We start from the raw sequence: 26,366 nt of genomic DNA on the forward strand, positions 1-26,366 counted from the left end.
CCTCCTTTTAACTAGTCAAGGACGCGAGTGCCACCTGCAACCTCAGCGATATAGAAGCTTGGAGCGTATCCAACTACTTCCTCATAGTGCTTGCCAACAGCTGCTTTAAAGGCCTCAACAGCATCTTTTTGCACCAAAGCAATGGCACAGCCACCAAAACCTGCTCCTGTCATACGAGCACCGAGAACACCTTCTTGATCCCAAGCTGTGTGGACAAGTGTATCCAATTCCAAACCAGTTACTTCATAGTCATGTTCTAGAGAGACGTGAGAAGCATTCATCAAGCGACCAAATGTTCCCAAATCACCTGCTTGAAGGGCTGCTTGAGCTTTAAGGGTACGTTGGTTTTCAAGCACAGCATGGCGAGCACGTTTCAAACGATTTTCATCTTTAATCAGATAGCTGTATTGATCAAAAGCCCACTCGTCCAATTCACCCAAGGTCTGAATGTCCAAGGCAACTTGCAATTCTTCCACTGCTTTTTCACATTCGGCACGACGTTCATTGTATTTAGAGTCTGCCAATTCACGGCGTTTATTGGTGTTCATAATAACAACGACATTGTCTTTCAAATCAAGTGGCACCAAATCGTACTCAAGACTGTTGGTATCTAGGTAAATAGCACGTTGGTCTGCCCCCATACCGATAGCAAACTGATCCATGATACCAGAGTTGACTCCGATAAAGTTGTTTTCTGTTTGTTTTCCGATTTTAACCAAATCCAAACGCTCTAGTTTTAAATCAAAGAGATGCTCTGCCACGACTCCTGTCAAGAGTTCCAAGGATGCTGATGAAGACAAGCCAGAACCATTTGGGATATTCCCATAAACATAAAAATCAAACCCTTTATCAATCACGTGACCAGCTTCTTGCAAGAAATAAAGAACTCCTTTTGGATAATTGGTCCAGCTGTGCTCTTTTTCAAACTTGAGATCAGCAAGAGGCACTTCGATGATACCTTTGTCCTCAAAGTTAGCTGAGTAGAAACGCAAGACTTGGTCGTCACGCTTGCGAGCTGCACCGTATGTTCCCAAGGAAATAGCAGCTGGAAAAACGTGCCCGCCATTGTAGTCCGTGTGTTCACCAATCAAATTGATACGGCCTGGTGAAAAGAAGGTTTGGTCTGCTTCTTGACCAAAAACGGCAAGAAAGTCTTTGCGAAGGGCTTCAGCAGTAAGATGTTGTGTCATATGAATTCTCCTTTGACTGTCCGTTAAGTCACCTTAACGTGTAATCGTTTTCTTCTATTGTATCCAAGGCTTTTGCCAAGGTCAATCCTTTTTACTAAAGTTTTACTAAACAATCGGTAAAAAGAAGAAAAATATGATATACTAACTTAAAAGGAGGAGGATTTATGGCTACCTTAAAAGACATTGCACAGCTAGCCTCTGTCTCTATCGCGACCGTATCCCGTGTCCTCAATCGCGACCAGAGCCTATCTGTCACAGAAGAAACCAGACACCGTATTTTAACTGTCGCTGAAGAACTGGGCTATACCAAGCACCTCAAGACAGGCGAATCCCATAAACCCAAGCAAAAGATTGCCATTATCCAATGGATCAGTGAACAAGGAGAGCTAGACGACCTCTACTACTACCAGATTCGTCTCGGTATTGAAAAAAGAGCCCAAGAGTTGGACTATGATATCTTGCGCTATTTTAATGACCATCCTTTTACACTGAGCGAGGAAGTGATTGGCATTCTCTGCATCGGAAAATTTAGCCGAGCTCAGATTGCTGCCTTTGAAGAATACCAAAAACCTCTAGTCTTTATAGACAGCGATACCCTCTCATTAGGTCATACCTGTATTATCACTGACTTTTACACTGCTGTGAAACAAGTTGTAGACCATTTCCTCAGCCAAGGTATGAACCGTATCGGAATTCTCACAGGTCTTGAAGAAACAACCGACCAGGAAGAAATCATCCAGGATAAGCGACTAGAAAATTTCAAAGACATTACCCAAGCAAATGGAATCTACCATGGAGAACTGGTCTTTCAGGGGAGCTTTACTGCCCAATCTGGCTATGACTTGATGAAGGAGGCCATTCACAAGCTAGGAGAACAACTCCCACCAGCCTTTTTCGCTGCCAGCGATAGTTTAGCCATCGGCGCCCTCCGTGCCCTTCAAGAAGCTGGAATTAGCCTACCAGACCGCGTCAGCCTCATTTCTTTCAACGACACCAGTCTGACCAAGCAGGTCTATCCTCCTCTTTCAAGCATCACTGTCTATACCGAGGAAATGGGCCGAGCAGGTATGGATATTCTTAACAAGGAAGTTCTCCACGGTCGCAAAATACCTAGCCTAACCATGCTGGGAACCAGACTGACTTTGAGAGAAAGTACGCTGCCATAACTCAACAAATATACCAACGCAAAAAATCCTAATAGAGAGTCTCAAATCTCCATTAGGATTTTCATTGTTAATCCATCACAATCATAGACTTAATGGTCTTGCGTTCATCCATATCTTTATAAGCCTGGTCGATATCTTCCAGTTTATAACTTGAAGTAAAGACGCGACCTGGATTGATGTCTCCATCAAGAACCGCTTTTAACAAAACTTGTTTGTCATAAGTGGTAACTGAGGCTGCTCCACCTGCCACTGAAATATTTTGGGCAAAGGTTGAACCAAGGGCACGGTTATTATAATGTGGAACACCGACAAATCCCATGCGTCCTCCATTATGAAGGACTCCAAGGGCCTGCTCAACGGCTGCTTCAGTCCCAACACATTCAAGGGCTGCATCTGCTCCACCACCGAGGATTTCACGCACCTTGGCAATTCCCTCTTCGCCACGTTCAGCCACAACAGCTGTCGCCCCTGATTCCAAGGCCATCTTTTGGCGGTCTTCATGACGGCTCATAAGGATAATTTGTGATGCACCACGCATCTTAGCTGCAATGACAGCGCATTGACCAACAGCCCCATCACCGATAACGACCACCTTGTCGCCCTTTTGCACATTAGCAACACGCGCCGCATGATAGCCTGTCGGCATGACATCAGCAAGTGTCAAAAGTGACTTGAGCATGCCTTCGCTATAATCTGAAGGTTGACCTGGAATTTTCACAAGTGCCCAATTAGCAAAGTGGAAACGGATGTACTCTGCTTGGACCCCGTTAGACCAGTTGGTGCCAATATGGCGGTCACAAGTCCCATCATAGCCAGCGCGACAGGCATCACACTCCCCACAGCCATGGGTGAAAGGTGCGATGACAAAGTCTCCTGATTTTACTGTAGTAACGTTCTCACCAACTTCTTCGATAATTCCGATAGCCTCATGACCGCTATTTCTATGTCCTTCTTCGATTTCTGGATTACGGTAACTCCAGAGGTCCGAACCACAAACGCAAGTACGGACAATGCGGATAATAGCATCATCTGCTTCTATAATTTGCGGACGTTCAATTGTAGCAAGTCCAACCTTGCCTGCCTTTGTATATACTGCTGATTTCATTTAAAATTTTCCTTCCTTGTAAAGTTTAATTTTGAGATTTAAGCGATTTAAAGCCGTCTGTAACTGAGAAAAGCGCTCCTCTAATTTTTTCTTTTCGTCTTCTAAAATATCAAGCCTTTCTTCTCTCGTTTCATCCCCCTTTTGGTAGAGCGACATATAGTCAACTAAACTGTCTACAGAGACACCCGCCGAACGGAAACACTTAATAAATTCCAGCGCTTCTATATCCTGATCTTGAAAGTCACGAATTCCAGTCGCAGTTCGAGTAATCGGTGGCACAAGACCAACTCGCTCATAATACCGAATCGTATCCGCTGAAATTCCCAATAAATCGCTGGCAGATTTAATATTCATATACTAGCCTCCTTTCATTATCTTCACTGAATTTAAGCAACTATAACTCATTCATCTTATTATACAACTTTGAGTTGACTCCAAGTCAAACTTTTTGCATCTAATCGAAAAATTTTTTTAATTACCAAACAACTAAGTAAAGTTTATACAGAGCCTTATAGGATCAAACTTTTAAAATATTTAAACAGTAAATAAAATACTCTATTTCAAATAACATAGGGGCTTAATCATTCTTTACTTTGTACTAATGATGACCATGCTTCTGCTCTAACTCTCTCACCTTCCGCCTATGTTGCGCATGATTGCTTTGACTGCTATCTACTTCAATAGTGATATTCTGCACGCCTCTTTCTTCTAAACATTGACGCACCACTTCTTTGGTCTCCATCATCTGCTCCCAGTCCTCGATACAGATGTGGACAATAGCATTGTTCTCTAGACCGTCCATGGACCAAATGCTAAGTTGATTGACACTGTTGACGTTGGGTAGAGCCTCTAAATCCTTCTCCAAATCACTTGTCTCGACCCCTTCTGGCACAGCATCTAGGAAAATTTTCAGTGCGCTCCAAAAGCGAGGAATGGCTTTTGTTAGAATAAAGATAGAAATAACCAGCGATAAAAGCGGATCGAGGATATACCAGTCCGTAAATCGGAGGATAATCGCCATTAGAATGACAGCCAGCCAACCAAGGGTGTCTTCCAAAAAATGCAAGCTAAGAATAGACTCGTTCTTTGTCTTTCCTTTACGAACTACCAGACTTGCTAGGACATTAATGGACACTGCAATGATTCCCAGCCAGAGGATACCATTTTCATTAACGGGTTGCGGGTGAACAATCTTTGTGACATTTTCCAAGATCACTAGGACAGACCCTATCATAAGAATCACAGCCGTTAGCATGGCCCCTAAAAGACTAAAACGTTTGTAACCCAAGGTGTACTGTCTATCTTCTTCACGGTTTGAAATTGTTTCTAGAAGGGCTGATATACCAATGGCTATTGCATCTCCCAGGTCATGAACAGAATCAGCAAGAACTGCACTCGAACCAAAGATTCCTCCTGCGATAAACTCGACTATCGCATAGCTTAAATTTAAGAAAAAAGCTAACCAGATAGATGTTTTAGAACTCATTTCTCTCCCTCCTTTGGTATAATGGGTATATACATACTTCTTTCATTTGTATTATCTAATAAAATTCAAAGAAAGGATAGAAGCAAACTGTCAGTCCTGTTCAGTTCTGAACAGTTTGTCTCAAGTGTCTATATGCCAAAAAGAGACCGTCGAGTCAGTAAGACGAAAAAAGCCATCTATCAAGCTTTTTTACAACTTTTGAACGACAAGGGCTATGATGCCACTACTGTTCAGGATATCATTGACCTAGCAGATGTTGGACGTTCTACTTTTTACTGTCACTACGAGAGTAAGGAACTGCTTTTAGATGAGCTCTGTCGCTACCTCTTTCATCATCTCTTTGAAAGGGAAGGACACTTTACTACCGAGGACTACCTCGCACATATCTTTTTACATTTTCAGAAAAACCAGGACCATGTCACCAGTCTTCTTTTTTCCAAAAACGACTACTTCCTCCGCCAACTACACAAGGAGCTCGAACACCACGTTTATCCCATGGTGGCGGATGACTTACAAGAAGCCTACCCAAACATTCCGGCCTCCTACCTCCAGCATTTTGTTGTAACGAACTTTATCGAGACCCTAACTTGGTGGCTAAAAAAAGGAAAATCCTATACCGAAGACCAAGTGGTGAGATTTTACCTTGATGTAATGGAGATGACCTCTACAACTACACTTGATAACTAAGCCTGTAACTCAGAAAGGAACCAACTATGTTAACTTCGATGATTCTAGGAATACTAACAATTGTACTAGCCCTCGCCTTCTCACTACTTCACCTTGCCGCTGCTTTTTCAGCCATGAAACAAAAGAACCACAGTTTGGGAAACACGTGCATCTTGGTCGGCAGTTGCATCACTTCTCTGGCTCTAGCCATCTTTTACTTCGTCCCACTTGCAACCATTCTTCTATGGATTGTGGGTGCGAGTATTGTCTGCTATGGAGCCTACTGGAATGGGCAACAGCAAGAAAGTCAACATATATCGCACCACATCGTTCGTTTAACGACCGCTATTGTCATTACGGTATTATTCATTTTGCTCTAACACAAAAAAAAGGATCATCTGATCCTTTTTTACTTTTTAAGCACTCTTTGCGGCCTTGCTCCACTGATACCAACCAACTAGACTATTGATCAAGTAAATCAGGTATTTCCCTTGGATTTGCAGGCTTTCTCCCCACCAGAGATAGATAGAAAAGACATTGGTAGCTGCCCAGAATATCCATCGCTCACGGTAAACAGCTGTCATGAGGATTTGCCCAACCCATTGGTCGCATCGGTGATAGAATCACGATAGGGACGATTAGCTCCGATAGACTGATAAATAAACCCAAAGGCCAACCACCAAAGAACACTAATAGAAAGATACTTTGTCCAACCCTTTCCGTCTAGTTTACGTGCGACAAACTCTTGTTGTTCTTTCTTAAACTGGGCTTGATAAATCCAAACCAAGAGACCAATTGGCTGCATAATTGTAAAATAGAGAGTTGTTAAAACCTCACCATAGAAGCCTTTTTGAAGGGCAAGCACCAGATAAATGATGGAATTAATCAAACCAAATAGGTAGTTACTAGCACGACCTTCAGCTTCTCAAAGAGCAGAAAAAAGGTTAGTAAGGCTTGAGAGATGAATCATTTTAAAAGCAAACAATTCCAACAAGACGTCATCATTGTCGCTGTTGGTTATTACCTACGTTACAATCTGAGCTATCGTGAAGTTCAGGAATTGCTTTATGACCGTGGAATAAATGTTTGTCACACTACGATTTATCGGTGGGTTCAAGAATACAGTAAAATCCTCTATCATCTCTGGAAAAAGAAAAATAAACAGTCCTTCTATTCGTGGAAAATGGATGAAACCTATATCAAAATTAAGGGGCGTTGGCATTATTTCTATCGAGCGATTGATGCGGACGGTTTAACATTGGATATCTGGTTACGAAAGAAACGTCGAGCAGACGATAACAGCTATAAGTTAGAAGATACCGCCTATCAAGAAGAGAAAGCACGCAAAGCAGAAACCGAAGATAAGCTAGCTATTGAAGCAATGAAAAGCAAGTACACCACGCTATTGCTAGAAAATATGTTGCTAAGTCCGTTTGAAATGCAAGATACAAAAATCATGGCAGGATTGCAAGTCCATGTTTACCCCCTCTATGACGAACTGAAAGAATTAAGAGGGCTAAATAGTGTTAAAGACCACTTGTCTTATGTTGCCAGCAGACGTGAAGAATATTCTAAGCATAATATCGCACGCTACCTCAAAAAAGCCATTGAACAATATCTACCAACGGTTAAAAGGCAGGACTTAAACCATGAGTGAAGACTTAAAAACGATCAAAGAGCTGGCGGATGAGTTGAGTGTTACAAAACAAAATATTCAATATCACTACCAAAGGTTACCAAAAGAATTACAGCTTAAAAGTTCCAATGGGTCTAATCTAATAAATTCTAAAGCAGAAAAAATAATTTTAGGTAAAGTAGAAAGTAGTAGCAAATCAAATACCAAAGACCAACAAATAAGTAGCAAAGACCAACAAATAGAAAAATTAACTAATTTGTTAGACCAGTAACAACGATTAGCCTTGCAAGATAAAAAGTTGCTAGAAGAATACAAGGCGGAAAATGATAACTTAAAAGCCCTCAAAATGCCCTCACAGGAAACAGAATTCAAACACTTAGACAATCAATATAAAGATGAAGTGAACGCTCTTAAAGAGAAGTTGGAAAATTTGCAGGAACAAATCAAAGATCAAAAAAGGATAGAAGAACAAGAGAAACCAATAAAATGGTGGGGACTATGGCGAAAATAGATGATTCAGTTAAAAAGAAAGTTCCAGAATTGCGATTTAAAGGATTCACGGATGAATGGGAACAGAGTAAGTTGGGAGACGAAGTTCGAATAGTGATGGGACAGTCTCCTAATTCAGAAAATTATACTGATGATCCTAATGGACGCTAAAAATGCGAAGACCTATGAAGACCTATTTTGTATTAGTCAAACAAAAAATCCAAAAGAAATGGTATATGATTATGACCATGAAACAAAGTAAAATCAAACCGAGTGATCTGAGGAAGCACCCGATGATCATGAAACGTTATTAAACACAAAAGTCACCCATGTGAGTTCTTGCCAGAAGCTGAAGTTAATCCTTCAACCTGGAAAACCCGCAGAGGTGACTTTTTCTATACATCTCGATTTTTCTGGCAATAATCATTAACCGATAAATATGTCTGTGAATCACCCAGCGACTCCGCTATGTCCATAATCCGCGGTGGTAGTAATCCCACTCGCTGGACAAGTTCGTGATTGCTGAACAATTCCCGTGGACTGCCGGCGAAGCCAAACTTCCCGTGTTCCATAACATACACCGACTCAAACTCGGCGGCGACCCAATCCATGTCATGGGTGATGGTCACAACTTGGTGGCCCGAATCAGCCAACTGATGGAAAATTGCGGTCAACTTGCGCCGGCTTTCCCAATCAAGCGACATCATCGGCTCATCAAATAAATAAATCGCCGGATCCACTGCCAAAACTGTGGCAACACTCAACAGCTTGCGTTCCGACAATGACAGGTCATATGGGCTTTCAGCTGTTTTATCATCCAAGCCAACTCTTTTTAGAGCCGCTAAAGCCCGCCTCGTAATCGTGTCGTGGTCATCCATGACCTGCGCGACATTCCACTCCACCTCTCGTTGAACGGTCGGGTTGAAAAGCTGATCGTCAGGATTCTGAAAAGTAATCCCAACCTTCAGTAACTTTTCGACTGGTTTAAGATCATTAAAATTTTCTCCATCGATCTTAATCACACCGGTTTGTGGTGTCAGCAAACCCGTCAACAATTTGAAGAGCGTTGATTTGCCGGCACCATTTTGGCCGACAATCGCCACCATCGGATTGGCGAAGTGTTTGTCTTCAACATCCAAGCTAAAGGACCGTTCCGGATAAGTGAACGTCAGGTGGCTCAGTTCAATTGTGGACATAACGAACCTCCTTCAGATCAGCGTAATTCACCGGATACCGGCCATCAGCCAAGTGCCAATCCATTTTTTGAGCAAGTTGCTGGATTGTCGGGGCTGGAATCTGCCAGTCAGCTGCCAAATGATTAAACACCTCACCCGGCCTGCCCTGGGCTACCATTTGACCCTCGTGCAGCACCCACACAACGTCGGCGACTTCGCACAAATCGTCAATTTCACTGGTGACAATGAAGACAGTCGTCTCTTTGACTTGGGCCAGCCATTGGAAAAATTGCCGGCGGCCAAGGGGATCCATCTCACTGGTCGGATCATCCATAATCAAAACAGCCGGATTAGCCACAATCGCCGTGGCAATTGCCAACCGCTGGATCTGACCACCGGAAAGGCTCTCGGGACGCAAATTCAGCTGTTCAATCAGCCCCATTTGCGTGGCAACTTCTTCAACCCGTTTTTGAATCAGTCCTTCAGCCATTCCCTGATTAATCAAGTCAAAGGCGATTTCATCGGCAACCGTGTCTGCCAACCCGCTTAGTTGGCCAGCTGGATTTTGCAGTACAACTCCATTCATGGCATTATAAACGGGCCAATTGTCAGACACTCGCTGGCCAAACATGTGCCAATCGCCCTCAATCTCAGCAGACACAATTTTAGGAATGACCCCTGCCAGCACACGGCACAAAGTCGATTTGCCGGAGTGGCTATTCCCGATAATCCCAACCACCTGGCCGGTATGAACCTCCGCGTTAATCTGACGCAGTTGTGGTTGCTCAGTACCCGGATAACGGGTGGTCAAATTTTCAATTACAATCCGTTTATCTTCGTCCATATCTTCCACCCAATCAATAAAATTGCCAATCCAGTCAGACCAATGTGCAGCGTCCGCGACAAGCGATACACGCGCTGGGAGGTTCTGACAGTCCGGTTGAGATTATCAAAACCTCTCAGTTGGAGAGAAATCGACCGCGTCATCGATTGATCCAAGGTCTTAATCACCAATGGAATTAGAACCGGCAGGACTGACTTTAATTTCTGAATCAACGTTTTTTGCGGATTGGTTCCGCGAACTTTTTGTGCCTGCTGGATTTTCCGCATATTGCGCATCATTTCCGGCAAAATATAACACACCGACATCAGAACGTAGACGGTTTTATAAGACAATCCGGACAGTTCCAAATAGGCCGCGTTTTCTGAAATACTCGTGGTCACCATAAAAAAGCCACTGGTCAAAATAATCACCAATACTCGACAACCCAGAGTGGTGGCGTAAATCAGGCCTTCTTTGTAGAACGACACCCCAAGCACAGAAAACAGCACAGTTTGATTCCGACTGTAAAATAACCCTTGGATGATCAGCATGGTGCAAATCAGAAACAGGCTGAATCCCAGCGCCTTAAAGGTGGTAGAACTCAATTTGGAAAATAACAATAGCAGTGTTGCGACAAGAATTAATCCGGCCTGAAGCAATAAATTCATACTGGCAAAGCTCAACAACGTCATGTCCAAGATGAACAAGAGCTTAGTAATCGGATCGATCACCTGGTACCACTTGAGCTTGACCCGTGGCGCTCCAGAAATAAATGTTTGATCAGTCATCATTTATCATCTTTAAAGAAGTGCACCATCCGCTTCGGCAGCTGACGATAGATGAAGAATGCCAGGTAGGCCACACAGACTTTATCCAAAATATCCAAGACAAACTCATCGGTAAATGAGGCCAGCCACACTGGTGCATGATTGGCGACCATTACCGCAAACAATGAGTCACCCCAAGCGATACCGGTCTGACCACCCCAAAAGATGACGTTGAGTGGCGTTGAAATGACAGCTGAAACGATGGCAATAATAATAGCAGAAACAAATACTCGTCGCGCTGACGAGAACCACCCATTGGCGTGCAAAACTCCGACAGCAATCCCAATTCCGATGCTGGTAATCGCATACACGGTTGAAATTGGCGATAAGGTCAGCCCATAGATCACGTTGTTGATGAAACCACTAATGGCACCGGCAACCGGCCCAGCCAACATGCTGGTAAGAAAGGTTCCCAAAGACCCCAGCCAAACGGGCAACTTTAACCCCTCCGCCAAGGCTTTGGCAACATAGTTAATCCCCACGGCAGCGGGAATCAAAGTCATGGTGGCAGCACTTAACTTAAATTTCCACATACTGGTACGATGAATCGGTTCTGTTTTCATAATCTTCTCCTTTTGTTTTTAAAGAGCCGTGTCTGGATAGACTTTCGGACGCAACGCTCTATTATATATCTACTGAACTGTCTATACACAAGATTTCCATCCTTAGTCGACATGAGCTGGAAATCTTTATTTGTTAAGTAGTTCACAACACATTATACACCTAATTTCTGAATAGTCAAGTGTATTTACAGTAAAATTTTAGAAAATCCTAAAAATTTCCTCTTATTTTCCATTTAAAAATGAAAATCATTAATTCTGACACCCAAAAAGCCCAGACGAAATTGTCTGAGCATTCTTTTATCTAGTTGTTTAAAGGAGTTGAGTTCAGTATGTTTAAAGTCTCTGCCCCATCATTTCTTCAACAAACCTTGTTCTTGTAGAAACTCCTTGGCTACTTGTTCTGCTGACTTGCCTTCAACACCGACTTGGTAGTTGAGCTGGCTCATCTGGCTTTCAGTAATTTTACCAGCCAATTTATTGAGAACCGTCTCCAACTCAGGATGTTTCTTGAGAAGAGCTTCTTTCATTAGTGGAGCCCCTTGATAAGGTGGGAAGAGTTGTTTGTCATCCTCCAAGACCTGTAAATCATAACGCGCCAATTCTGCATCCGTCGAATAGGCATCTGTGATTTGAATATCGCCCGACTGAATTGCCTGATAGCGAAGAGCTGGCTCCATGGTCGCTACGTTGAGATTGAGACCATACATTGATTGCAAGCCCTTATTGCCATCTTCACGGTCATTAAACTCAAGTGTAAAGCCTGCCTTCAGCTGCCCTTCCACTTTTTTCAAGTCCGAAATGGTCTTCAAGCCATATTCTTGAGCAATCTTTTTCGGAACAGCTACAGCGTAGGTATTTTGGTAAGACATGGGTTTGAGATAGGCTAGATGATCCTGTTTGGCAATGCCATCACGCGCTACCTGATAAACCTGATCTGGCTCATGCCCCACCTTGGGTGATGGTTGAAGCAAACTTTCAGTCACCGTACCGGTAAATTCAGGATAGATATCAATATCCCCTTTTTTCAGAGCTTCATAGAGGAAGCTTGTTTTCCCAAAATTCGGTTTAACAGTCGCAGTCATACTGGTATTCTCTTCAATCAGCAACTTATACATATTAGCCAAAATTTCTGGTTCTGGACCCAATTTCCCAGCAATAACCAAGTTTTCTTTCTCTTTTTGAGCCAAAAGAGCTGGACTATAAGACAAACCAAGCAATATTGTCACCAAGGCAAAACCAGAAAAAATCGTCCGCAATTTTGCCTTTTCCATCACTTTTAGTAGGAAGTTAAAGGCAATGGCAAGCACTGCAGAAGAAAGGGCCCCAATCAAAATCAGACTGGCATTATTACGGTCAATTCCCAAAAGGATAAAGGAACCCAGACCCCCTGCCCCAATCAAGGCCGCCAAGGTTGCCGTACCGATAATCAAGACCGCTGCCGTCCGAATCCCAGACATCATAACAGGCATGGCAAGTGGAATTTCGAATTTCTTAAGACGTTCCCATCTGGTCATCCCAAAGGCAATCCCAGCCTCCTGCAGACTTGGATCAATTCCCTTCAACCCAGTAATGGTATTTTGTAAAATCGGAAAAATCGCATAAATCACTAGTGCTGTCAAAGCAGGCAAGGTCCCAATTCCCATCAATGGAATAAAGAGCCCCAACAAGGCCAGAGACGGAATGGTCTGGAAAATCCCAGCAATCTGCAAGACCCAATCCGCCAACTTTTCATGATAACGAAGAAATACCGCTAAGGGGACTGCAATAAAAATAGCTAGTAACAGGGTCAAAAGTGACAACTGTAAATGTTGAGATAGAGCTGTTACCCAATCACCAAAACGATCCTGAAAAGTTGATATCAAATTAGCCATGAACACTACCTCCAAACAAGTCTGCTACAAAGTCTGTTGCAGGCGCTTTTAAAATCGTCTCGGGATTCGCCACCTGACGAATCTCTCCATCCTGCAAAACAGCAATACGATCACCTAATTTCAAAGCTTCATCCGTATCATGGGTCACAAAAATCGTTGTCATCCCAAACTCTTTATGTAATTCTTTAGTCAGAACCTGCAACTGCTTGCGAGAAATAGCATCCAAGGCTGAGAAGGGCTCATCCATGAGCAGGATCTTAGGCTGACCAATCATGGCGCGCACAATACCGACCCGTTGCTGTTCTCCACCAGATAATTCACTTGGAAGTCGATGCCCATACTCAGCTACTGGCAAGCCAACTTTTTCCAAGAGCTCTTCTGTTTTCTGAGCCATTTCTTCCTTAGTCCAGCCCTTCATCTCAGGAATGAGAGCAATATTTTCTGCAACCGTTAGATTGGGAAACAGAGCAATGGCCTGTAAAACATAACCAGTAGAAAGACGAAGTTCACGCTCGTCATAGTCTTTGATGCGCTTGCCATCCATATAAATATCGCCATCCGTAGGTTCCAAGAGGCGGTTGATCATCTTGATCATGGTCGTCTTACCGGACCCAGAAGGTCCAACTAAAACCATGAACTCCCCATTCTCAATCCGTAAATTGACATCTCTCAAAACATCTTTTTCTGTGTAGCGTAGCGCTACATTTTTGTATTCTATCATTCTTTGTCCTCAATTTAAAATTTTCCTCGGTTTGTCAAGTTACCAAACTTTTAATAACTAATTTACCCCATTCTAAACCTCATTTGCTTTTTCTTTCAAATTTTCTAAAATACGTTCCTGATAATTTTCAAACTGACGAATTTCTTCCTCAGAGAAACCTTTATAAAAAATAGCATCCAATTTTTTACTGACACGATTGCCAACTTCTTTCTGGGACCAACCTTGCTCTGTCAACTTGACATATTTCTTTCGCTTATCTATTCCACATGGGCTAATGATGACCAGATTTTGCTCCTCAAGTTTCTTAATCATGCTTGTCAGCGTATTATTGGTCAATCCTGTCGCAAGTGCAATATCTGTCGCCGTAGCGCAACCCGTTTCACTCTTCCATAACACCGTGAGAATCTTACCCTGTTCACTCCGATAAAGAGTCTCAGAATCCTGACTTAATAACTTTTGAAATAGCCGCCCATTCAATAAACGAATATGGTGGGCTACTAAATGACTATCTTTCATGACCTCTCCAATTTATTTCTATATCGAATTATATTTCATTGTAATACTTATCATTCCATCTGTCAACTATTTCGATTTAGAAATAATTTCCACCAACAAAAAAGACCTCCTACCTAAAGTAGAAGATCTTCACTATTTATTAACTTAATCTGTCATTTCGGATACCAAGGTTCGATGTTCCAGTGGTAAACTGCACATAACTAGCAAGAAGATGAATCCTGACTGTACCCAGAAGAGAGCCAAGTCAAAAATTCCATGTACAGCGACTACTGTCAGGAAGGAGAGATAAAGACCGATAATTGGTCGTTTACCAGACTCCTGACTCATATCCATCATCATGTGAACCGGGATAACCGAAGAAATGGATAGGAGAATGGTTCCAATTAAACCATAACTTAAAATAGTATCGATGTAAAGACTATGCGCGTGTTCGTGATAAGGAGCATGGATTCTAGGATAAGAATTCATATAGGTCAGTGGACCCTCACCCCAGATCGGATTTTGCTTGAACAAAGTCATACCCGCATTCCAAATTGAAACACGCTCCTCCATTGAAGAATCTAGTGTTCCCATACGGACTCCCAAATCGCTTGAGAAGAGGAAACAGAGGCCAATCCCGAAAACTCCAATACTGAGCCAGAAGGCACGCCAGTTTTTAATGGTTGTAAAAAGATAAATGATTGCACCAGCAATGATGGCAGGAAAGGCCGTCCTATTTTGCGTAAAATTCAAACCAAATAGATTCACAAAACCTGCTAGCACACAAAAGATTTTTAACCATCTTAACTTCGTCGTTGTAAAGAGATAAAAAGCTATCATGATACAGAAGCAACAGATAATCCCATAGTAGTTAGGATTAAAGAAGGTGACCTCTGCACGGTTCTGGTGCCATACTTGCATATTGGGCGAAAGAAAGGCGTAGTTAAATTTCTTTACAATTTGAAAATGCTCCAAAGTAGCAAAAGCCGCAGAGAGCACACTACCAAACAAGATTGTCTGCAGAATCAGTCGAAAGAAAGCATGCGTCAGACGTTTCTGGTAGAAGCTAAAGAAAATGAGGAAGAGAAACATCAGTAAAGATGCAACCAATCCAAGCCAGTTCTTGGCGACGATAGAGATGATACTACTATAGGCAATAAAAAAGAGAAGTACAGGATGTTTGATTAATCCTTTGATAATTCCCTTCATCTCCCCAGTAACAAGTAAACCTATCAAATATAAAGCAAAGAGCGCTAAGAACAAATAAAAAGGTAAAAAGATACTTATGATCATCAAATACAAAAAGAAATCTTTTTTCGAAAGCCCTCTTATCTTATCCAGTAATCCAATTGATTTCAAAACGGATCCTTTCTGTTCTGGATTTCTCCAGAAGATAAATGCTAAACTATCTTTATATTCTACCATTTTTTCTGTCATTTGGGAACAATGAACACGTTTTCGCCACAAAAAAACTCTTTCATTAATATAGCACTAGAACTGAATTTTTCTGCCGTTTTCCAATACTTGATAGGTCTGACTTTGCAAATCAATTTCTGCTACTGCTGTTACGGACTTGTCTTTATTTTGACGTTTGATTACAATGCTGTGAGCTGTTGGTGTTTCTATCTCAATAGTCCCTTCTAGGTCAAAGGCCTCTGATTGATTACGGAAAGAAAATAGATTGAGAAGAGACTTCACCACAGGACGTTGAACTTCTTCTGCTATTTCCTCGTTGCTATAGTAATGGCGATTAATATTTCGACCTTCTTTGGTTTCTTCTAACAATTTCAAGTCATTTTTTCCTGCTAATAGACCCACATAGTAAACCTGAGGAATGCCTGGAGCAAAAGCTTGAATCAAACGAGCGAGGAAATACTTGACATCATCATCTCCAAGCGCAGAATAGTAGGTTGAATTGATTTGGTAGATATCTAGATTGTTATACTCTGCACTGGAGTACTTCCGTTTGACATTTGCTCCAACCTTATAGAGTTCATTTGAAGCATAGTCAACTTCCTCATCGGTCAGGATATCTTTGACATCCACCACTCCAATTCCATCATGAGTATCTAGTGTCGTAAATTGCTTCATCGGGCTCATCTTTAACCACTTAGCCAAGCGCTCTGTTCTGGAACTGTAAAGAGTATAAAGGGTCACCATTGGAAGGGCAAAATCGTAAACATAGTAATCATGGTCCGCTATTTTAAACTGAATCGAATAGTGTTCATGAATCTCAGGTAAGAGCTCTGTCCCATACTCAGCAGCGATATCTCGAACTTTGTCCAATAAATCCCAAATATCTGGTTCCACAAAGAAATCATTGGTATCCAATTTCTTCACTGCATAAGCAAAGGCATCTAGACGAATCAAATCACAACCATTACTTGCCAGGTGCTGAATGGTCTTACGGATGAATGCCATCGTTACTTCTTTGGTCACATCAAGATCAATTTGTTCCTCACCAAAAGTATTCCACAAATGTTCTACTGAACCATCTGCAAAAACAATCTCTTGCTTTGGTGCACGATCCTTACGCTTGTAGATTAAATCTACGTCAGACTGTGTCGGACGGTTCTCTGGCCAAAACTTATCCCAGTTTAAAAAGAGATCTTTAAATTCACTGGCTTCATGTTTTTCTTGATAGTCCCTATAATACTTAGATTGACGAGAAATATGATTAATCATAAAGTCAAACATAAGATAATATTTCTCACCTAAACGCTTAACGTCCTCCCAATCACCAAAAGCTGAATCCACTTCATCATAGTCAACTGGCGCAAATCCACGATCACCTGTTGATGGGAAAAATGGTAGAAGGTGAACTCCTCCAATAGCATCACCAAAATGCTCTTCCAAATTCTCATATAAGTCTTTAAGATTATTTCCAAGACTATCTGAGTAAGTAATCAACATAGTTTTATTTTGAATGGTCATAGATGTTCTCCTTTTTCTGATGAAAGCCAAGTCTTATATGACCTGGCTTCGTAAATGAAAGATATTTTTAGATTTTTGTTCACATTGAACTCGTACTAAACTGCAAGCAACTAAGTACGACTTTCTTGTTTTCTACATAGAATTGTCAACAAGCTGAACCGTTCCTTTGTATCTTAATTGAACACGCCCTAAGCTCTGTGTGAAAAAGATGAATCTTCCAAGAAGCCAAGGCTTCTTATTCAGATTCCCTATTTTCACTGTGAGCTTTTAACGGGCTTTGTATCTTGTTACTTCACTGCCCCGTTACTCATTCCTGAAATGATATGTTTTTGGAAGATGAGGTAGACAATGGTTATCGTTACAATTCCCACAATATAAGATGCAAAACTTGGGCCATAGTCATTGAAGTACTGACCTTGGTAGTTGTATTGGAAGAGAGGCAAAGTCCACATCTTGGAATCCTTATTCAGAATCAAGAGTGGCAACATAAAGTCATTCCAGAACCAGAGAGCATTAATAATCAAAGTTGTAGCATGCATGGGCTTCAGCATTGGAAAGATGATTCGACGGTAAGTTGTAAATCGATCAGCCCCATCAATTTCCGCAGCTTCATCCAAACTATCTGGTACACTGATTTTAATATAACCAACATATAAGAAGAGAGTCTGTGGAATTGCATAAGTTAGATAGAGTAATACCAACCCCCACATATTTGCTAGGCCGAGTTTACTCATCATAACTGTGATGGGAATCATAATCACCTGAAATGGAACAAATATTCCTAAGATCAAGAGCGAATACATAATTGCAAAGGCTTTTTTCTTGGACATATTTCGAGCAATGGAGTAAGCTGCAGCTGGTATAAAGAAAGCTACTACAATCAATGATAACACCGTAATAACAGCTGAATTCCAGAAATAGCCTCCAATCCCATCCGAAACCAAGCGTTCATAATTGCTTAATGTAAAAGGATTGGGCAAACTAAAGAAATGATTCATGATATCCTTAGTTATTTTGAAAGAACTAAATACTGTTACCAATAAAGGAACAAGTATAAGGATACCACCTACTATCAAGAGGACATATTTCCAAAACTGATTCAATTTTTCTTCTTTTTTCATGTGTAGGACTCCTCTATTAGATTTCAAATTTCTTTGATAGCTTGATTTGGATAAGAGAGACAATTCCAATAATTAAGAATAAAATCAAGGCAATTGCATTCGCATATCCATATTGATTACTCTTGAAAGCATAGTTGTAGACTAAAAGTCCAAGAGACGTTGTAGCATTATTTGGACCACCACTCGTCAAGGCAAATATCTGGTCAAAGGCAGTCAGGCCAGACTTAAGAGCCAGAATAAAAACCATCGAAATCGTTGGAAGCAAATAGGGTAATTCAATTTTCCAAAAAGTTTGTTTGCTTGTTGCACCATCAATTGATGCAGCCTCTAAAATATCAGATGGAATACTCTGAAGACCAGCTAGAAAGAGAATGATTGGCATTGCTACTCCTTGCCATAGAAGAACAAAAATAGTTGCCACTACCGCTCCGACTGGTGTCCCCAATAGACTCTCTTGTAAAAAACCAATCCCTAAAATTCTTCCAATCGTTGGAAGACCATAGTTGAAAAATTGTTTAAAAATCAAGGAAACTGTCAAACCAGACAAAACAGCCGGGAAAAAGAACCAAGCTCTAAAGAAGGTCTGTCCTTTCATCTTAGAATTTAAGGCTCGTGCCACAACCATCCCAATTGTAATCTCTCCAACAATCAATGCCAGAGTTAAAATCAAAGTAAAGGCTATGGCTGTGAAGAATTTCCCATCAATCATCAGCAATTTGTAGTTATTCAAACCAACAAATTTGTAATTATAGGTCAATCCAGTCCAGTTAGTCAAACTATAGAAAGCACCTTGTACCATTGGAAAGTAAAAGAAGATAGCTTGTAAAGCAAGCGGGATAAGCAAAAATGTCCAACCCCAGTATTTATTTAAAAATTTTCGAATAGCCATATCATCTTAACTCCTATTCTAGTCCAAATCTGCCTTCATTGGATTAAAGAAAGCATTGAGATTGTTTGCCATATTTTTCAGATTTTTATCCATCAAGTAACCTGCAGTTAGATTAAAAAAGTCTTCTTCAGAATTCCAGTGTTGGCCCAACCAAACATAATGTTTGTCCGTAAATGCCAGTTTAGAAATATCTGCAAGCGCTGAATCTTCTTTTTCCTGTATGCCTTTCACCGCAACTGGTGATCCATCTACATCATAGTATGACTGCATAGCTTTTGGACTAGTCATATAGCTGATAAATTCTTCGGTTTCTTTCGGATGTTTAGTAGTAGCTGAAGTTGATAATGCCATGTCCCCTGCACCAACAGTAACTTCTTTTCCTACTTCTTCTCCTGGAAAGGCAAACATCCCCACCTCAAATTTTGGATCCTGTTGATTAATTGCCGCTAATGCCCATGATCCTTGTGGCATCATCCAGGCTTTTCCACTCGAAAATGCTACCACTGCATCATTATAAGAGGCTCCACGCCAACCATCTTGAGCATTATCTGCCAATAAATCGAGTCGTTCTGCATCGGCTTTTAAAATAGCATCATCTGCAGAGATAGCATTTGGTTTTGAAAAGCGAAGGTAGCTATTAGCCGCATCTCCACTACCTGTAATAGTAATAAGAGAAAGTTGGTGGTAACCATTTAATGTCCAGCCTTCATTGCCTGCAACTGCAAATGGAGAATTCCCACTATCTTTTATCTTCTTAACAATCTCTTGAAACTCTTTAAAAGTCTTCGGTTCCTCAAGTCCTAATTCTTTAAACTTTGTTTTATTATAATAGATTCCATAAAGGTTAGCCGTTAAAGGCACACTATAAACCTTGTTATTGATTGCATACTTTTCGGCATAGTCATTCTTGATGTTCTCAAGATAAGATTTTCCTGTCATATCTGCAAAATAACCTGACTTCGCCCACTCCTGAAAATCCATATTTTGAGGGTAGATATTAATAATATCTGGAACATCTCCTGATAAAATCCGAGTCTTCAGAACAATTCCAGCTGAAGGTACTGTAGTCAACTTCACATCAATATTAGGGTGTTCCTTCTCAAAATCATCCACTATCCTTTGCAAGGTATCCGCCATCTCGGTCTTCTGGTTAAAAAACTCAATCGTTACCTTACCATCAGCTGATTGATTGTTCTGACCACAAGCCACTAAGCCTAGTAAACTTGCCCCAGCTACTAAAAGAAAACCTGCTTTCTTATACCATTTCATTGGAATGCCTCCTTTATAAATTTACACCTTTATTATAGTCTTCTGAAAATATATTGTCTACTCAAAAAATCTCCTTGGGATAAGGTAACAGTTAAACCTGCATACATGAGCTCTGCACCCGAGTAAACATTGTTTGTCCCTTCCAACTCATAAAGCCCTTCCTCCTCTAGGTCTTTCAGTTTCAAGGTGGTTTCTATTATTTCCACAACTGAAAGGACTCGGACGTATGTTACGATCGTTTGATTTCCATAGTTAAATTGTACAGCTGCTTCGTTGGATGCAGCATCGGGATTAATTAACCTATGCTGATTTCCCAACTGGACTACTGGTCGCAATTCTTTATACAAGTTCACCTGATTAGCAATCTCAGCTTTCTCTTCATCTGATAAACTTGTCAAATCAAGCTCATAACCCAGATTTCCCATCATTGCTACATGACCACGAGTTTCCAATGGTGTCATTCGTCCCATCTGATGATTTGGTACTGCTGACACATGAGCCCCCATAGAAATGGTTGGATAGAGATAGGATGAACCGTATTGAATTGGTAAACGTGCAATGGCATCAGTATTATCACTAGCCCAAACTTGTGCGAAATAGCGCATCATACCAAGATCATTTCGTCCACCACCACCAGAGCAAGACTCAAAGAGAATATGACTGTGTTTCTCTGTCAGATAAGAAACGAGTTCGTAAAGCCCCAACATATACTGATGAGACTGCATCTGGGTTTCCAAGTAGGCTGAACCATTCCCCAGATTAGTGATATTGCGGTTCATATCCCATTTGATGTAGTCAATTTTATGATGAGAGAGGAGTTCATCTAAAACATTTTTCAAATATCCTACTACCTGGGGATTGGCAAGATTAAGTACTAATTGATTCCGAGAGTAAGTATGCTCATATCTTGGAACCTGAATAGCCCAGTCAGGATGTTTACGGTACAAATCACTGTCAACAGAAATCATCTCAGGTTCCAACCAAAGTCCAAACTGCAAATCTCTTTCATGGATAGCTGAAATCAGACTTTCAAGACTTCCACCCAGTTTTTTCTCATTAACAACCCAATCACCTAAAGCCCGATTATCATCAAAGCGATTACCAAACCACCCATCATCTAATACAAAAAGTTCAATTCCAACTTTCTTAGCTTCATCAGCTAGTTCTAACAGTTTTTCTCTCTGAAAGTCAAAATAGGTTGCTTCCCAGTTATTGATAAGAATTGGACGTTCTTTTTTAGAAAATTTACTTGGCATAATGTGCTTAAGCACAAAATTTTGGCTTTCATGGCTAACACCAGTTAATCCCTTATCTGAATAGGTCACTAAAGCTACCGGTGTTTCAAAGTTTTCCTCAGGATCTAACTTCCAAGAAAAGTTTTCCGGATTAATCCCAATCGCCACCCGAACTTCATTCAGTTGATTCTTTTGGACAAAAGCTTCAAAGTTTCCACTATATAGTAGTTGAATAGCAAACACATTCCCAGCATCCTCTGTGACTCCTTGATCACATAGTAGAAGAGCTGGTGTTTGAGCATGACCAGAAGCACCACGGTTCGAACTAATTGAAAAGATTCCTTGTTCTACCTGTTGACGCCGGACAGTCTTTTCACGAGCATAAGCACCCTGCAGAGTTACAATTTCGTAAGCCACAGCGGGAACATCAGCCATAAAAGAAAAGTCCTTATGAATGACAACTTCCTGATTACTATTATTTTCCAATTTGCTGTAACTAGCAATTGTCGCATCATTATCAAAAGCTGTATAATACAAAGTCAGACTAATTTTAGCTTGAGGATCTTCTAAAATCAATGCAAGAGTCTCTGTATCATCCATGCTGTGAGGAGAAGGTAAGCCCTGTGGACCATTCTGACCTTTTAAAATCTTTGCTTCTACAAATCGAAAGTCTGTTACTTCAGTTGCATCATGCTGAACTTGTAAAGTTGGTTTTCTAAAGTCACCCAAACCATGTTGTCCAAAAATTTGACGTTGCGTATCCAAACTAAAGGTTCGATTAGTAGCTATGGGATTACCAGAAAAAGCATGATCGCGTTCGTAAACACTATTAGCCCCTTTATAGTTCTTAATAGTCTTTCCTAAATGTTTTAATAATAAGAACCCATCCCTATTTTCAATAATCAAACTTAAACCTTTACTCTCAACGTAAAATAGATTATTCTCTATCCGAATTCCCATAAATTGTACCTCATCCATTTCTTGATAAAATTTTAGCAAATAAAAGCGCTTTCTAAAATAGAAAAATGTCTCTAAAGTATGGTAAAATGTTAGGTAGGAGGTGGCCCATGCTCGTTTTTTCAGAATACCAGACTGGAACAATTGATCTTTCTCTTAGCTTCTATGGTTATGAAGAATGCACGCCTAACTACTCTTTTGGCCCAGCTATTCGAGATACCTATGTACTCCATTACATTACTAAAGGAAAAGGTCAGTTCCATTATAAGGGGAAAATTGTTGATTTAAAGACAGGAGATTTCTTTTTACTAAAACCAGATGAATTAACATTCTATCAAGCAGATAGCCAGGATCCTTGGGCTTACTACTGGTTGGGGATCACTGGAGGGAGGGCACCTGACTACTTTGCTCTATCTCAAATTTCTGACCAATCCTACCTCATCCAGTCAAATAACTGTCATACACAGACAACTGCAAAACTCATCTCAGATATTGTCCGCTTCGCTCAGATAACAAAATCAAATGAATTGGCTCAACTCCACATCATGGGACAACTCCATGAACTAATGTTTCATCTAGGAACGATTGCTCCCAATCAGAAAAAAGAGAATATTTCATCAACCCACCAGCTCTATCTTGACTGCAAACGATTAATTGATAGTCACTATCCACGATCGCTCACCATTCAAGATTTAGCTAAAGAGCTATCGGTTCATAGAAGTTACTTAACTAGTGTGTTTAAAGAATTTCACCAACTCTCTCCAAAAGAGTATTTACTTTTCGTTCGAATGAAGCGTGCGCAACAGTTACTAGAACACACCAATGAAACGATAAAAGTCATTGCGTATTCTGTGGGTTTTTCAGATCCACTACATTTCTCAAAAGCCTACAAGCAGTTTTTTCATAAAACACCTAGTCAAACTCGAAAAGAATACTCTCATTCCCTCTCAGCTAGAAAGGAAAAACAATGAAATCCCACCAACTAGTCTACCAAATATTAGCTAGAGAAAACGATTATGTTAGCGGAGAAAAAATCGGAGAAGAACTGAATTTAAGCCGTACATCCATATGGAAAGCGATCCAACGTCTTCAACAAGTAGGCCTAGAAATTGACAGTATCAAAAATAGAGGCTACAAGCTTATTCAAGGCGATTTGATATTGCCTGAATTGATTCAAGAGAAAACCAACTTAATCGTTCACTACAAACCTGAGACCAAATCAACCCAAACAGATGCAAAAGAAGGAATTGAAGCTGGAAACAAAGGAAATACACTCTATCTTTCAACCTGTCAAACAGCAGGTCGTGGACGCTTTCAACGTCCCTACTATTCCCCATCTCAGGGAGGCATCTATATGTCCCTGCATATTCAACCAAACCTTCACTACGAAAAGCTCCCATCCTATACTCTCCTTGTAGCTGCTGCAGTCTACAAAGCCATTAAAAACCTAACTATGATAGAAGTAGATATCAAATGGGTAAATGACATCTACTTTAAAAATAAAAAAATAGCAGGTATCCTCACCGAAGCAATGACATCAGTTGAGACAGGCTTGGTTACAGATGTCATTATCGGACTTGGAATAAACTTTGCTATAGAAGACTTCCCAGAAGACCTAAAAGAAAAAGCAGGTAGACTATTTATGCCACCTGCACCTATCACACGAAACGAACTAATCTCAGAAATTTGGCGTTGTTTCTACCAAACAGCACCCGAAGAACTACTCTACCTTTATAAAGAACACTCTCTTGTTCTAGGAAGAGAGGTCAGTTTTATCCAAGATCAGACTAAAAAAAAAGGAGTCGCCAAGGACATCTCCGACAAAGGACAACTCCTTATTCAGCTTGATGACCAGACAGAAATCTGGCTCCATAGTGGTGAAATCTCACTCACTAGCTGGACTTAATAACAGCACTATATGGTATCTAGAACCTCAACTAACAACATATAGTGCTTTTTGAATGTAGAAAGCAACTGATATATAAATAGCTGGCTTCCCATCAACACTTTACAGGTGAACAGCTTTCGAGGCATTCTTTTTATATGCCGTGCTATGTGCCAATGAAACCCCATTGTGGTGATTTTCGTATCCAAGTATAATTCCTGGCAACGCAAAAACTTTAACAGCATACAAAAGTAGCCAAAACATAAATACTTCAGCTTTTATATTCACCAAATTTTTACTCAACATCTCGTACAAGAACCATGCATTTAAAGCCATATTGAAGAGACTTGCTAACGTTGCTGAGACTATATTGGTTTTCAATTTTGGATGATAACATTTGGCAACATATAAGGCCAATATTGAAATATTATAAAGGCAAATCGGTTGATAATTTTTCCTATAAATAACTATCGTCTTACGATTATAGAAAAAAAACCATGAGGTCCACGATGATAGTCATTAATCCAGACATGGCTAAGACCTCTAATCTCATCCCAAGCTATAAATAAATCAATTTTTCTTAGATAAATCCCAGTTTTATGGATTAAACACTTCCATTTGAACATGAAAGATAAAAGAAAAGTAAGGAGCAAAACCGCAACCGTAACAATCCTCAACTCCCCTTGCCCGATAATCAAGGATAGGTTAAAAAAACGAATTTGCGCCTTTTTTGCATCTAAGATCATTGAAATCACAGTTAGAAATACTACAAAGATAAATAGTATAAATCTATAAAAAATACTATAAAATTTTATTCCATTTTTCATATAGAATCACCTAATATCTCAAAATCTTTATTCCTAATAAAGCACTAAACCTAGCAAAGCTGTTGCTATATTAAAAATTTTTACTCACTATTATTTTAAAAGAAATACACACAAAAAAAGAGCTTACTAGCTCTCTAAGTACGGAGAATGGGGGATTCGAACCCCCGCGCCGGTTACCCGACCTAACGATTTAGCAAACCGTCCTCTTCAGCCTCTTGAGTAATTCTCCTATTAATGGGCACGAGTGGACTCGAACCACCGACCTCACGCTTATCAGGCGTGCGCTCTAACCACCTGAGCTACGCGCCCAAGTTAAAAAACTTGGTATTTGAACAAAGTTCAAAGCGGGTGACGAGAATCGAACTCGCGACAACAGCTTGGAAGGCTGTAGTTTTACCACTAAACTACACCCGCTTAATAAAACAAAATATGGCGCGAGACGGAATCGAACCGCCGACACATGGAGCTTCAATCCATTGCTCTACCAACTGAGCTACCGAGCCAAATTGCGGGAGCAGGATTTGAACCTACGACCTTCGGGTTATGAGCCCGACGAGCTACCGAGCTGCTCCATCCCGCGTTAATATAAAAAGGAGGATGTGGGATTCGAACCCACGCACGCTTTTACACGCCTGACGGTTTTCAAGACCGTTCCCTTCAGCCGGACTTGGGTAATCCTCCATTATTTACAATGGACCTTGTAGGACTTGAACCTACGACCACTCGGTTATGAGCCGAGAGCTCTAACCAGCTGAGCTAAAGGTCCAACAAGATCAATATAGCGGCGAAGGGGATCGAACCCCCGACCTCCCGGGTATGAACCGGACGCTCTAGCCAGCTGAGCTACACCGCCATGAATCGGGAAGACAGGATTCGAACCTGCGACACCTTGGTCCCAAACCAAGTACTCTACCAAGCTGAGCTACTTCCCGCGTTAAATAAAAAAATGCACCCTAGAGGAGTCGAACCTCTAACCGCCTGATTCGTAGTCAGGTACTCTATCCAGTTGAGCTAAGGGTGCTCATCATTATATGCC

27 protein-coding genes, 10 tRNA genes and 3 pseudogenes are annotated in these 26,366 nt (G+C 40.9%); 10 read left to right on the plus strand and 30 right to left on the minus strand.

What is annotated here, in order from left to right; all coding sequences use genetic code 11:
- Window positions 1-11: 11 nt before the first annotated feature.
- Window positions 12-1,190, minus strand: a complete 1,179-nt coding sequence (locus AC4ME5_RS03835) for a galactokinase (protein ID WP_491800024.1) — start codon at window positions 1,188-1,190, stop codon at window positions 12-14.
- Window positions 1,191-1,354: 164 nt separating this feature from the next.
- Between AC4ME5_RS03835 and galR the strand changes: the two genes are divergently transcribed.
- The gene (gene galR / locus AC4ME5_RS03840) at window positions 1,355-2,356 is read left to right on the plus strand and encodes a DNA-binding transcriptional regulator GalR (protein ID WP_421114838.1); all 1,002 of its coding nucleotides are present in this window, start codon (window positions 1,355-1,357) and stop codon (window positions 2,354-2,356) included.
- Window positions 2,357-2,423: 67 nt separating this feature from the next.
- Here galR and AC4ME5_RS03845 read toward each other — a convergent pair whose 3' ends face one another.
- From AC4ME5_RS03845 to AC4ME5_RS03855, 3 genes are all read right to left on the minus strand, one after another.
- A complete protein-coding gene (locus tag AC4ME5_RS03845; protein WP_049501574.1) occupies window positions 2,424-3,461 on the minus strand; it encodes a zinc-binding dehydrogenase in 1,038 nt (345 codons plus the stop codon).
- Window positions 3,462-3,815, minus strand: a complete 354-nt coding sequence (nmlR, locus tag AC4ME5_RS03850; RefSeq protein WP_084937214.1) for a stress response transcriptional regulator NmlR — start codon at window positions 3,813-3,815, stop codon at window positions 3,462-3,464. It lies immediately after the preceding gene.
- A gap of 244 nt (window positions 3,816-4,059) precedes the next feature.
- Window positions 4,060-4,947, minus strand: coding sequence for a cation diffusion facilitator family transporter (locus AC4ME5_RS03855; protein ID WP_491800026.1), 888 nt, complete (start codon window positions 4,945-4,947; stop codon window positions 4,060-4,062).
- Between the two features lie 132 nt (window positions 4,948-5,079).
- On the opposite strand from AC4ME5_RS03855, the gene AC4ME5_RS03860 reads away from it, so the two are divergent.
- On the plus strand, window positions 5,080-5,634 hold the full coding sequence (locus AC4ME5_RS03860) for a TetR/AcrR family transcriptional regulator (RefSeq protein ID WP_084938938.1): 555 nt from the start codon (window positions 5,080-5,082) through the stop codon (window positions 5,632-5,634).
- A gap of 26 nt (window positions 5,635-5,660) precedes the next feature.
- A complete protein-coding gene (locus AC4ME5_RS03865; protein WP_491800029.1) occupies window positions 5,661-5,993 on the plus strand; it encodes a glucuronide permease in 333 nt (110 codons plus the stop codon).
- A gap of 36 nt (window positions 5,994-6,029) precedes the next feature.
- Here the strand turns inward: AC4ME5_RS03865 and pnuC are convergent.
- Window positions 6,030-6,535: pseudogene (gene pnuC, locus AC4ME5_RS03870) on the minus strand (nicotinamide riboside transporter PnuC); the annotation flags it as partial.
- 39 nt (window positions 6,536-6,574) lie between these two features.
- Between pnuC and AC4ME5_RS03875 the strand changes: the two are divergent.
- The 5 genes and pseudogenes from AC4ME5_RS03875 to AC4ME5_RS03895 all read left to right on the plus strand — a co-directional run.
- Window positions 6,575-6,925: pseudogene (locus AC4ME5_RS03875) on the plus strand (IS6 family transposase); the annotation flags it as partial.
- A 24-nt stretch (window positions 6,926-6,949) separates the two neighbouring features.
- Window positions 6,950-7,270: pseudogene (locus tag AC4ME5_RS03880) on the plus strand (DNA replication protein); the annotation flags it as partial.
- Window positions 7,263-7,520 carry a plasmid replication protein gene (locus AC4ME5_RS03885; protein WP_001287840.1) on the plus strand — a complete coding sequence of 86 codons (258 nt, stop codon included), beginning with the start codon at window positions 7,263-7,265 and terminating at the stop codon, window positions 7,518-7,520. The pseudogene AC4ME5_RS03880 and the gene AC4ME5_RS03885, both read left to right, overlap by 8 nt.
- A 12-nt stretch (window positions 7,521-7,532) precedes the next feature.
- Window positions 7,533-7,760 (plus strand): hypothetical protein, encoded by a 228-nt coding sequence (locus tag AC4ME5_RS03890; protein WP_001152920.1) that lies wholly within the window; start codon window positions 7,533-7,535, stop codon window positions 7,758-7,760.
- A complete protein-coding gene (locus tag AC4ME5_RS03895) occupies window positions 7,748-7,909 on the plus strand; it encodes a hypothetical protein (RefSeq protein ID WP_491800031.1) in 162 nt (53 codons plus the stop codon). Before AC4ME5_RS03890 ends, AC4ME5_RS03895 begins: the two co-directional genes overlap by 13 nt.
- Window positions 7,910-8,133: 224 nt before the next feature.
- Here the strand turns inward: AC4ME5_RS03895 and AC4ME5_RS03900 are convergent, their stop codons facing one another.
- The 13 genes from AC4ME5_RS03900 to AC4ME5_RS03960 form a co-directional block, all read right to left on the minus strand.
- On the minus strand, window positions 8,134-8,934 hold the full coding sequence (locus AC4ME5_RS03900) for an energy-coupling factor ABC transporter ATP-binding protein (RefSeq protein ID WP_491800033.1): 801 nt from the start codon (window positions 8,932-8,934) through the stop codon (window positions 8,134-8,136).
- Window positions 8,921-9,757, minus strand: coding sequence for an ABC transporter ATP-binding protein (locus AC4ME5_RS03905; protein ID WP_000343048.1), 837 nt, complete (start codon window positions 9,755-9,757; stop codon window positions 8,921-8,923). The genes AC4ME5_RS03900 and AC4ME5_RS03905 overlap by 14 nt, the downstream gene beginning before the upstream one ends.
- A complete protein-coding gene (locus AC4ME5_RS03910; protein ID WP_172843661.1) occupies window positions 9,733-10,524 on the minus strand; it encodes an energy-coupling factor transporter transmembrane component T in 792 nt (263 codons plus the stop codon). Before AC4ME5_RS03910 ends, AC4ME5_RS03905 begins: the two co-directional genes overlap by 25 nt.
- Window positions 10,524-11,126: a hypothetical protein gene (locus tag AC4ME5_RS03915; RefSeq protein ID WP_007521045.1), complete on the minus strand. Its 603-nt coding sequence runs from the start codon at window positions 11,124-11,126 to the stop codon at window positions 10,524-10,526. The genes AC4ME5_RS03910 and AC4ME5_RS03915 overlap by 1 nt, the downstream gene beginning before the upstream one ends.
- Window positions 11,127-11,476: 350 nt before the next feature.
- The gene (locus AC4ME5_RS03920) at window positions 11,477-12,997 is read right to left on the minus strand and encodes an ABC transporter permease/substrate-binding protein (RefSeq protein WP_491800035.1); all 1,521 of its coding nucleotides are present in this window, start codon (window positions 12,995-12,997) and stop codon (window positions 11,477-11,479) included.
- A complete protein-coding gene (locus AC4ME5_RS03925) occupies window positions 12,990-13,718 on the minus strand; it encodes an ATP-binding cassette domain-containing protein (RefSeq protein WP_491800036.1) in 729 nt (242 codons plus the stop codon). Before AC4ME5_RS03925 ends, AC4ME5_RS03920 begins: the two co-directional genes overlap by 8 nt.
- A gap of 72 nt (window positions 13,719-13,790) precedes the next feature.
- Window positions 13,791-14,234 carry a MarR family winged helix-turn-helix transcriptional regulator gene (locus AC4ME5_RS03930; protein WP_491800038.1) on the minus strand — a complete coding sequence of 148 codons (444 nt, stop codon included), beginning with the start codon at window positions 14,232-14,234 and terminating at the stop codon, window positions 13,791-13,793.
- A gap of 144 nt (window positions 14,235-14,378) precedes the next feature.
- Window positions 14,379-15,572, minus strand: a complete 1,194-nt coding sequence (locus tag AC4ME5_RS03935; RefSeq protein WP_491800073.1) for an O-antigen ligase family protein — start codon at window positions 15,570-15,572, stop codon at window positions 14,379-14,381.
- Window positions 15,573-15,704: 132 nt separating this feature from the next.
- Complete coding sequence (gene gtfA, locus AC4ME5_RS03940) at window positions 15,705-17,147, minus strand: sucrose phosphorylase (RefSeq protein ID WP_084911488.1); 1,443 nt, start codon at window positions 17,145-17,147, stop codon at window positions 15,705-15,707.
- A 287-nt stretch (window positions 17,148-17,434) separates the two neighbouring features.
- Window positions 17,435-18,268: a carbohydrate ABC transporter permease gene (locus AC4ME5_RS03945; RefSeq protein WP_491800040.1), complete on the minus strand. Its 834-nt coding sequence runs from the start codon at window positions 18,266-18,268 to the stop codon at window positions 17,435-17,437.
- Window positions 18,269-18,284: 16 nt separating this feature from the next.
- On the minus strand, window positions 18,285-19,157 hold the full coding sequence (locus AC4ME5_RS03950; RefSeq protein ID WP_061588706.1) for a carbohydrate ABC transporter permease: 873 nt from the start codon (window positions 19,155-19,157) through the stop codon (window positions 18,285-18,287).
- Window positions 19,158-19,175: 18 nt separating this feature from the next.
- Entirely contained in the window at window positions 19,176-20,426 is a 1,251-nt protein-coding gene (locus AC4ME5_RS03955) for an extracellular solute-binding protein (RefSeq protein ID WP_061588707.1), read from the minus strand.
- 32 nt (window positions 20,427-20,458) lie between these two features.
- Window positions 20,459-22,621, minus strand: coding sequence for an alpha-galactosidase (locus AC4ME5_RS03960; protein ID WP_061588717.1), 2,163 nt, complete (start codon window positions 22,619-22,621; stop codon window positions 20,459-20,461).
- A 107-nt stretch (window positions 22,622-22,728) separates the two neighbouring features.
- Here AC4ME5_RS03960 and AC4ME5_RS03965 point away from each other — a divergent pair, with 107 nt between their 5' ends.
- Window positions 22,729-23,589, plus strand: a complete 861-nt coding sequence (locus AC4ME5_RS03965; RefSeq protein ID WP_491800042.1) for an AraC family transcriptional regulator — start codon at window positions 22,729-22,731, stop codon at window positions 23,587-23,589.
- A complete protein-coding gene (birA, locus tag AC4ME5_RS03970) occupies window positions 23,586-24,524 on the plus strand; it encodes a bifunctional biotin--[acetyl-CoA-carboxylase] ligase/biotin operon repressor BirA (RefSeq protein ID WP_491800044.1) in 939 nt (312 codons plus the stop codon). The genes AC4ME5_RS03965 and birA overlap by 4 nt, the downstream gene beginning before the upstream one ends.
- A 102-nt stretch (window positions 24,525-24,626) precedes the next feature.
- Here the strand turns inward: birA and AC4ME5_RS03975 are convergent, their stop codons facing one another.
- From AC4ME5_RS03975 to AC4ME5_RS04030, 12 genes are all read right to left on the minus strand, one after another.
- A complete protein-coding gene (locus AC4ME5_RS03975; RefSeq protein ID WP_414344743.1) occupies window positions 24,627-24,839 on the minus strand; it encodes a hypothetical protein in 213 nt (70 codons plus the stop codon).
- 131 nt (window positions 24,840-24,970) lie between these two features.
- On the minus strand, window positions 24,971-25,330 hold the full coding sequence (locus AC4ME5_RS03980; protein ID WP_491800046.1) for a hypothetical protein: 360 nt from the start codon (window positions 25,328-25,330) through the stop codon (window positions 24,971-24,973).
- A gap of 141 nt (window positions 25,331-25,471) precedes the next feature.
- Window positions 25,472-25,559, minus strand: a tRNA-Ser gene (locus AC4ME5_RS03985).
- Between the two features lie 6 nt (window positions 25,560-25,565).
- Window positions 25,566-25,639: transfer RNA gene (locus tag AC4ME5_RS03990), tRNA-Ile, on the minus strand.
- Window positions 25,640-25,673: 34 nt separating this feature from the next.
- Window positions 25,674-25,744 (minus strand) — tRNA-Gly (locus AC4ME5_RS03995).
- A gap of 16 nt (window positions 25,745-25,760) precedes the next feature.
- Window positions 25,761-25,833 (minus strand) — tRNA-Phe (locus AC4ME5_RS04000).
- Window positions 25,834-25,836: 3 nt separating this feature from the next.
- A tRNA-Met gene (locus tag AC4ME5_RS04005) sits at window positions 25,837-25,910 on the minus strand.
- An 11-nt stretch (window positions 25,911-25,921) separates the two neighbouring features.
- A tRNA-Ser gene (locus tag AC4ME5_RS04010) sits at window positions 25,922-26,011 on the minus strand.
- 11 nt (window positions 26,012-26,022) lie between these two features.
- Window positions 26,023-26,096 (minus strand) — tRNA-Ile (locus AC4ME5_RS04015).
- A 13-nt stretch (window positions 26,097-26,109) separates the two neighbouring features.
- Window positions 26,110-26,183: transfer RNA gene (locus AC4ME5_RS04020), tRNA-Met, on the minus strand.
- A 5-nt stretch (window positions 26,184-26,188) separates the two neighbouring features.
- Window positions 26,189-26,262: transfer RNA gene (locus tag AC4ME5_RS04025), tRNA-Pro, on the minus strand.
- Window positions 26,263-26,277: 15 nt separating this feature from the next.
- Window positions 26,278-26,351, minus strand: a tRNA-Arg gene (locus tag AC4ME5_RS04030).
- Window positions 26,352-26,366: the final 15 nt, after the last annotated feature.

The sequence above is a fragment of the Streptococcus sp. A69 genome (assembly GCF_058556195.1).

Excerpts from the sequence above, each read along its gene's own strand:
- AC4ME5_RS03835 (WP_491800024.1), bottom strand. The coding sequence starts at position 1,190 with ATGACACAACATCTTACTGCTGAAGCCCTTCGCAAAGACTTTCTTGCC.
- galR (WP_421114838.1), top strand. The coding sequence starts at position 1,355 with ATGGCTACCTTAAAAGACATTGCACAGCTAGCCTCTGTCTCTATCGCG.
- AC4ME5_RS03845 (WP_049501574.1), bottom strand. The coding sequence starts at position 3,461 with ATGAAATCAGCAGTATATACAAAGGCAGGCAAGGTTGGACTTGCTACA.
- nmlR (WP_084937214.1), bottom strand. The coding sequence starts at position 3,815 with ATGAATATTAAATCTGCCAGCGATTTATTGGGAATTTCAGCGGATACG.
- AC4ME5_RS03855 (WP_491800026.1), bottom strand. The coding sequence starts at position 4,947 with ATGAGTTCTAAAACATCTATCTGGTTAGCTTTTTTCTTAAATTTAAGC.
- AC4ME5_RS03860 (WP_084938938.1), top strand. The coding sequence starts at position 5,080 with ATGCCAAAAAGAGACCGTCGAGTCAGTAAGACGAAAAAAGCCATCTAT.
- AC4ME5_RS03865 (WP_491800029.1), top strand. The coding sequence starts at position 5,661 with ATGTTAACTTCGATGATTCTAGGAATACTAACAATTGTACTAGCCCTC.
- AC4ME5_RS03885 (WP_001287840.1), top strand. The coding sequence starts at position 7,263 with ATGAGTGAAGACTTAAAAACGATCAAAGAGCTGGCGGATGAGTTGAGT.
- AC4ME5_RS03895 (WP_491800031.1), top strand. The coding sequence starts at position 7,748 with ATGGCGAAAATAGATGATTCAGTTAAAAAGAAAGTTCCAGAATTGCGA.
- AC4ME5_RS03900 (WP_491800033.1), bottom strand. The coding sequence starts at position 8,934 with ATGTCCACAATTGAACTGAGCCACCTGACGTTCACTTATCCGGAACGG.
- AC4ME5_RS03905 (WP_000343048.1), bottom strand. The coding sequence starts at position 9,757 with ATGGACGAAGATAAACGGATTGTAATTGAAAATTTGACCACCCGTTAT.
- AC4ME5_RS03910 (WP_172843661.1), bottom strand. The coding sequence starts at position 10,524 with ATGACTGATCAAACATTTATTTCTGGAGCGCCACGGGTCAAGCTCAAG.
- AC4ME5_RS03915 (WP_007521045.1), bottom strand. The coding sequence starts at position 11,126 with ATGAAAACAGAACCGATTCATCGTACCAGTATGTGGAAATTTAAGTTA.
- AC4ME5_RS03920 (WP_491800035.1), bottom strand. The coding sequence starts at position 12,997 with ATGGCTAATTTGATATCAACTTTTCAGGATCGTTTTGGTGATTGGGTA.
- AC4ME5_RS03925 (WP_491800036.1), bottom strand. The coding sequence starts at position 13,718 with ATGATAGAATACAAAAATGTAGCGCTACGCTACACAGAAAAAGATGTT.
- AC4ME5_RS03930 (WP_491800038.1), bottom strand. The coding sequence starts at position 14,234 with ATGAAAGATAGTCATTTAGTAGCCCACCATATTCGTTTATTGAATGGG.
- gtfA (WP_084911488.1), bottom strand. The coding sequence starts at position 17,147 with ATGACCATTCAAAATAAAACTATGTTGATTACTTACTCAGATAGTCTT.
- AC4ME5_RS03945 (WP_491800040.1), bottom strand. The coding sequence starts at position 18,268 with ATGAAAAAAGAAGAAAAATTGAATCAGTTTTGGAAATATGTCCTCTTG.
- AC4ME5_RS03950 (WP_061588706.1), bottom strand. The coding sequence starts at position 19,157 with ATGGCTATTCGAAAATTTTTAAATAAATACTGGGGTTGGACATTTTTG.
- AC4ME5_RS03955 (WP_061588707.1), bottom strand. The coding sequence starts at position 20,426 with ATGAAATGGTATAAGAAAGCAGGTTTTCTTTTAGTAGCTGGGGCAAGT.
- AC4ME5_RS03960 (WP_061588717.1), bottom strand. The coding sequence starts at position 22,621 with ATGGGAATTCGGATAGAGAATAATCTATTTTACGTTGAGAGTAAAGGT.
- AC4ME5_RS03965 (WP_491800042.1), top strand. The coding sequence starts at position 22,729 with ATGCTCGTTTTTTCAGAATACCAGACTGGAACAATTGATCTTTCTCTT.
- birA (WP_491800044.1), top strand. The coding sequence starts at position 23,586 with ATGAAATCCCACCAACTAGTCTACCAAATATTAGCTAGAGAAAACGAT.
- AC4ME5_RS03975 (WP_414344743.1), bottom strand. The coding sequence starts at position 24,839 with ATGGCTTTAAATGCATGGTTCTTGTACGAGATGTTGAGTAAAAATTTG.
- AC4ME5_RS03980 (WP_491800046.1), bottom strand. The coding sequence starts at position 25,330 with ATGAAAAATGGAATAAAATTTTATAGTATTTTTTATAGATTTATACTA.